The following is a 5,157-nucleotide window of genomic DNA, read 5'->3' as shown; positions in this document are numbered from 1 at the left end:
CGCCGGTACGCATCGCGCGGAGTACCTGCTGCGTCGTACCCTCCAGCACGCCGAGGACGCGGGCCTCGCCCTGCCCCGGCTCCGGCCGCCCCCGCGGCTCCGGCTGCCCCGGCTCCGGTCGCCGCTCCGGCCGCGCCCGTCGCCCCGGCCGCGCCGGCTCCGGTCGCGCCTGCCGCTCCGGCCCCGGCCGCGCCGGCCGCCGTGTCCTCCGTGGACGACGGTGCCTACGTGACCCCGCTGGTCCGCAAGCTGGCCGGTGAGAACGGCGTCGACCTGGCGACCGTCAAGGGCACCGGCGTCGGTGGCCGTATCCGCAAGCAGGACGTCATCGCCGCCGCCGAGGCCGCCAAGGCCGCGGCTCCGGCCGCTGCCGCCGCCCCGGCTGCCGCTGCCGCGCCGAAGACCCCGGCCCTGGAGGTCTCTCCCCTCCGCGGCCAGACGGTCAAGCTGCCGCGTATCCGCAAGGCCATCGCGGACAACATGCACAAGGCACTGCAGGAGCAGGCGCAGCTGTCCTCGGTCATCGAGGTCGACATCACGAAGCTGATGAAGCTCCGTGGCAAGGCCAAGGACGGCTTCGCCGCCCGCGAGGGCGTCAAGCTCTCCCCGATGCCGTTCTTCGTCAAGGCCGCTGTCCAGGCGCTGAAGGCCCACCCGGTCATCAACGCCCGCCTGAACTACGACGAGGGCACGATCACCTACTTCGACTCCGAGAACGTCGGCATCGCCGTCGACTCGGAGAAGGGCCTGATGACCCCGGTCATCAAGGGCGCGGGTGACCTCAACATCGCGGGCATCGCCAAGAAGACCGCGGAGCTGGCCGGCAAGGTCCGCACCAACAAGATCGCCCCGGACGACCTGTCGGGCGCCACCTTCACGATCTCCAACACGGGTTCGCGCGGTGCGCTGTTCGACACGGTCATCGTCCCGCCGAACCAGGTCGCCATCCTGGGCATCGGTGCCACCGTGAAGCGCCCCGTCGTCATCAACCACCCGGACCTGGGCGAGACCATCGCCGTCCGCGACATGACGTACGTGACGCTCTCCTACGACCACCGTCTGGTGGACGGCGCCGACGCCGCCCGCTACCTGACCACGGTCAAGCAGATCCTGGAGGCGGGCGAGTTCGAGGTCGAGCTCGGCCTCTGACCTCGGGTTCCCGTAGTACGACAGCGCCCCCGTCCGGAGTTTCCGGGCGGGGGCGCCGCCGTGTACGGGTGCGTCCGCGCGGCAGCCGCGCGTGACGGATCCCGCACCCCCCGCACATCCCACGGACGTGAGGTACGCCGTATCGTCGTCCCATCGCATCTCGCGTGAAGGAGCCACCACCCATGAGTTCGAGCCCCGGGGCGGCCGTGTCCGCGCCCGTAGTCCACTCGCTGCGCGACCAGATCCGCGAGCACATCGTGGAGGGGATCGTCAGCGGCCGCTGGAAGCCGGGCGAGCGCATCGTGGAGCGACGGATCGCGGTCGAGCTGGAAGTCAGCCAGACGCCCGTACGAGAGGCCCTGCGCGAGCTGGAGTCGCTCCGCCTGATCGAGTCGGCGCCGAACAAGGGCGTACGCGTACGGAATCTGACCGCGGCCGACCTGGAGGAGAGCTACCCGGTACGGGCCGGTCTCGAGCAGATCGCCGCCGAGCTGGCCGCCGAGCGCCTCGCCGAGGACTGCTCGGCCCTCGAGGCGCACGTGGCGCCGCTGTACGACGCCGACCGGGACGCCGACGGCACCGCGCAGGTGCGGCACACCGTCGGCTTCCACCGCGAACTGGTGCGCGCCGCCGACAACTCTGTGCTGCTGCACACCTGGGAGGGCCTGGGCATCGAGGTGTTCACGGCCCTGTCGATCCGCTGGCTCGGCACGGTGCAGCAGTCGTACGCGGAGGAGCACGAGGCGCTTGTCGCGGCTTTCCGGCGACGGGATCCGCAGATCGGTGCGCTGGTCAAGGAGCACGTTCTGGGGTGCGCACCGCGTGCCTGATCGGTCTACGGTCGGCAAATTCAGCCCGTCCGGCGATTGAGGACGAGCGCGGAGCGCGATCGAGGGTGCGAGGGCCGACATCCAGACGGGGTGTGACCTGCGCTCATATGCTCAGCGGCCGCACCAGAATAGCGCCCAGCTTGCCCCGATTTAGGCGGCACCCTGTGCCCAAACCAAAGGCACCGGGTGCCGACTTCTCCGCCTAGAGAAAAATCTCCCCCTCAACCTTTGATCGATCATCGATCAGCCGCTTACAGTCGACGGCGGGCTGCACCCAGCCCGCCGCCCTGTCCTGCCAGATAGGGCCATCTCCACCCCCTCTTCCGCGGAGTTGCGGAAGAACCTGTCCGGAAGGCGTCGATCATGACCGACCCCGTAGGCAAGCTTCCGAGCCAGCTGGACCAGCTGCCGGACCGCGACCCGGAGGAGACCGCCGAGTGGGCGGCTTCCGTGGACGCCGTGAATGAGCACGCCGGTACGCATCGCGCGGAGTACCTGCTGCGTCGTACCCTCCAGCACGCCGAGGACGCGGGCCTCGCCCTGCCCCGGCTCCTGGAGACGGATCACGTCAACACCATCCCCACCTCCGCCGAACCCGTCATCGACGGCGACGAGGAGATGGAGCGGAAGATCACCGCGTGGAACCGCTGGAACGCGGCCGCCATGGTGACCCGCGGCTCCAAGCACGGCGTCGGCGGCCACATCGCCACCTTCGCCTCCGCGGCCTGGCTCTACGAGACGGGCTTCAACCACTTCTTCCGCGGCAAGGAGCAGGACGGCTCCGGCGACCAGCTCTACATCCAGGGCCACGCGTCGCCCGGCATCTACGCCCGCGCCTTCCTGGACGGCCGCATCGTAGAGCAGCAGCTCGACAACTTCCGCCAGGAGTCCGGCGGCAACGGACTCCCGTCGTACCCGCACCCGCGCCGCCTGCCGTGGCTGTGGGAGTTCCCGACGGTCTCCATGGGCCTCGGCCCGCTCTCCGCGATCTACCAGGCGCGGTTCAACCGCTACCTGACGAACCGCGGCATCAAGGATGTCTCGAACTCCCACGTGTGGGCGTTCCTCGGTGACGGCGAGATGGACGAGCCCGAGTCGACGGCGGCCCTCGCACTTGCCTCGCGTGAGGGTCTGGACAACCTGACCTTCGTGATCAACTGCAACCTGCAGCGTCTCGACGGCCCGGTGCGCGCCAACTTCAAGATCGTGCAGGAGCTGGAGGCCCAGTTCCGCGGCGCCGGCTGGAATGTCGTCAAGTCGCTCTGGGGCAACGCCTGGGACGAGGTCTTCCAGCTCGACACCAACGGCGCCCTGGTCCGCCGCATCCGTGAGGTTCCGGACGCGCAGATCCAGACGTACCAGACGCGTGACGCCGCCTATATCCGCGATCACTTCTTCGCGGGCGACCCGGCGCTCGTCCAGCTCGGCAAGTCGCTCAGCGACGACAAGATCATCGAGTGCTTCCAGCTGTCGCGCGGTGGCCACGAGCCGCGCAAGGTGTACGCCGCGTACAAGGCCGCCCTCGCGCACAAGGGCGCGCCGACCGTGATCCTGGCCCAGACGGTCAAGGGCTTCACGCTCGGTGAGGGCTTCGCGTCGAAGAACGCCAACCACCAGATGAAGAAGCTGACTACGGATGAGTTCAAGGGCATGCGTGACCTGCTCGAACTCCCCATCAAGGACAGCGACTTCATCGACGGCCAGGTGCCTTACGGCCACCCGGGCGCCGACTCCCCCGAGGTCCGCTACCTGCAGGAGCGCCGCGCCGCGCTCGGCGGTCCGGCCCCGGCCCGTCGTACGCAGCCGCTCCCGGCGCTGCCGGCCGCCGCGGACAAGACCTTCGCGGCCTTCGACAAGGGCTCCGGCTCGCAGTCGATGGCGACCACGATGGCGTTCGTACGGCTCGCCAAGGACCTGATGCGGGACAAGACCTCCGGCAAGCGCTGGGTGCCGATCGTCCCCGACGAGGCCCGCACCTTCGGTATGGAGAGCCTCTTCCCGTCCCTCGGCATCTACTCGCCGAAGGGCCAGACGTACGAGCCGGTCGACCGCGACCAGCTGATGTACTACCGCGAGGCCAAGGACGGCCAGATCCTCAACGAGGGGATCACCGAGGCCGGCTCCATGGCCGACTTCATCGCTGCCGCGTCGGCGTACTCGACGCACGGCGAGACGATGATCCCGTTCTACATCTTCTACTCGATGTTCGGCTGGCAGCGCACGGCCGACCAGATGTGGCAGCTCGGCGACCAGCTCGGCAAGGGCTTCCTGGTCGGCGCCACGGCCGGTCGTACGACGCTGACCGGTGAGGGCCTGCAGCACGCGGACGGCCACTCCCCCGTCATCGCGGCCACCAACCCGGCGGCGCTGAGCTACGACCCGGCGTTCGCGTACGAGGTCGCGGCCATCGTCAAGGACGGTCTGCGCCGGATGTACGGGGAGGCCGCGCCCGGCGAGGACTCCGACGTCTTCTACTACCTGACGGTCTACAACGAGCCGATGCCGCAGCCGGCGAAGCCCGAGGGCATCGACGAGGGCATCGTCAAGGGCCTGTACCGCTTCAACACCGCCGAGTCCGCGGGCCTTTCGGTCTCCGCCGACGCTCCGCGCACCCAGCTGCTCTCCTCCGGTACGGCCATCCACTGGGCGCTCAAGGCCCAGCGGATGCTGTCCGAGGAGTGGGGTGTCGGCGCCGACGTGTGGTCCGCGACCTCGTGGACCGAGCTGCGCCGGGACGCGCTGGACGCCGACGCGGCGCTGCTGCGCGGTGAGGAGCGCACGCCGTACATCCGTCAGGCCCTGGAGGGCATCACCACGCCGGTGCTCGCGGTCAGCGACTACATGCGGCAGGTGCCGGACCAGATCGCGCAGTGGGTCGAGCAGGACTGGACCTCGCTCGGCGCGGACGGGTTCGGCCTGTCCGACACGCGTGACGCGGCGCGTCGTCACTTCGGTGTCGATGCCGAGTCGATCGTGGTTGCTGCGCTTGCGCAGTTGGCTCGTCGCGGTGAGGTGTCCGCTGCCGCGGTCAAGGAGGCTCGGGAGAAGTACGGGCTGTAGCCCGTCGGCCCTCGGCTGTTCGGCCCCCGTCACGTTTCGTCGTGGCGGGGGCCGGTTCCTTTTCCCCTCCCCGCCCCTTCCCGAAAGTCCTGCGGACAGCCACGGGGCTCCGCCCCGG

Annotated in this window: 3 protein-coding genes; all 3 read left to right on the top strand. The window is 69.7% G+C overall.

The annotated features are described in order from the left end of the window. On the top strand, window positions 1-1,149 hold a 1,149-nt coding region (gene sucB / locus GUY60_RS34075), incomplete at its 5' end, for a 2-oxoglutarate dehydrogenase, E2 component, dihydrolipoamide succinyltransferase (protein ID WP_376771350.1). A gap of 206 nt (window positions 1,150-1,355) precedes the next feature. Further along, complete coding sequence (locus tag GUY60_RS34070) at window positions 1,356-1,979, top strand: GntR family transcriptional regulator (protein ID WP_161704985.1); 624 nt, start codon at window positions 1,356-1,358, stop codon at window positions 1,977-1,979. Between the two features lie 363 nt (window positions 1,980-2,342). Continuing rightward, entirely contained in the window at window positions 2,343-5,039 is a 2,697-nt protein-coding gene (aceE, locus tag GUY60_RS34065) for a pyruvate dehydrogenase (acetyl-transferring), homodimeric type (RefSeq protein ID WP_161704983.1), read from the top strand. Window positions 5,040-5,157: the final 118 nt, after the last annotated feature.

The organism is Streptomyces boluensis (genome assembly GCF_009908195.1).
Classification (GTDB): Bacteria; Actinomycetota; Actinomycetes; order Streptomycetales; family Streptomycetaceae; genus Streptomyces; species Streptomyces boluensis.
The sequence above is the reverse complement of the archived record's forward strand: the minus strand, read 5'-3'. Positions and strand labels throughout refer to the sequence as shown.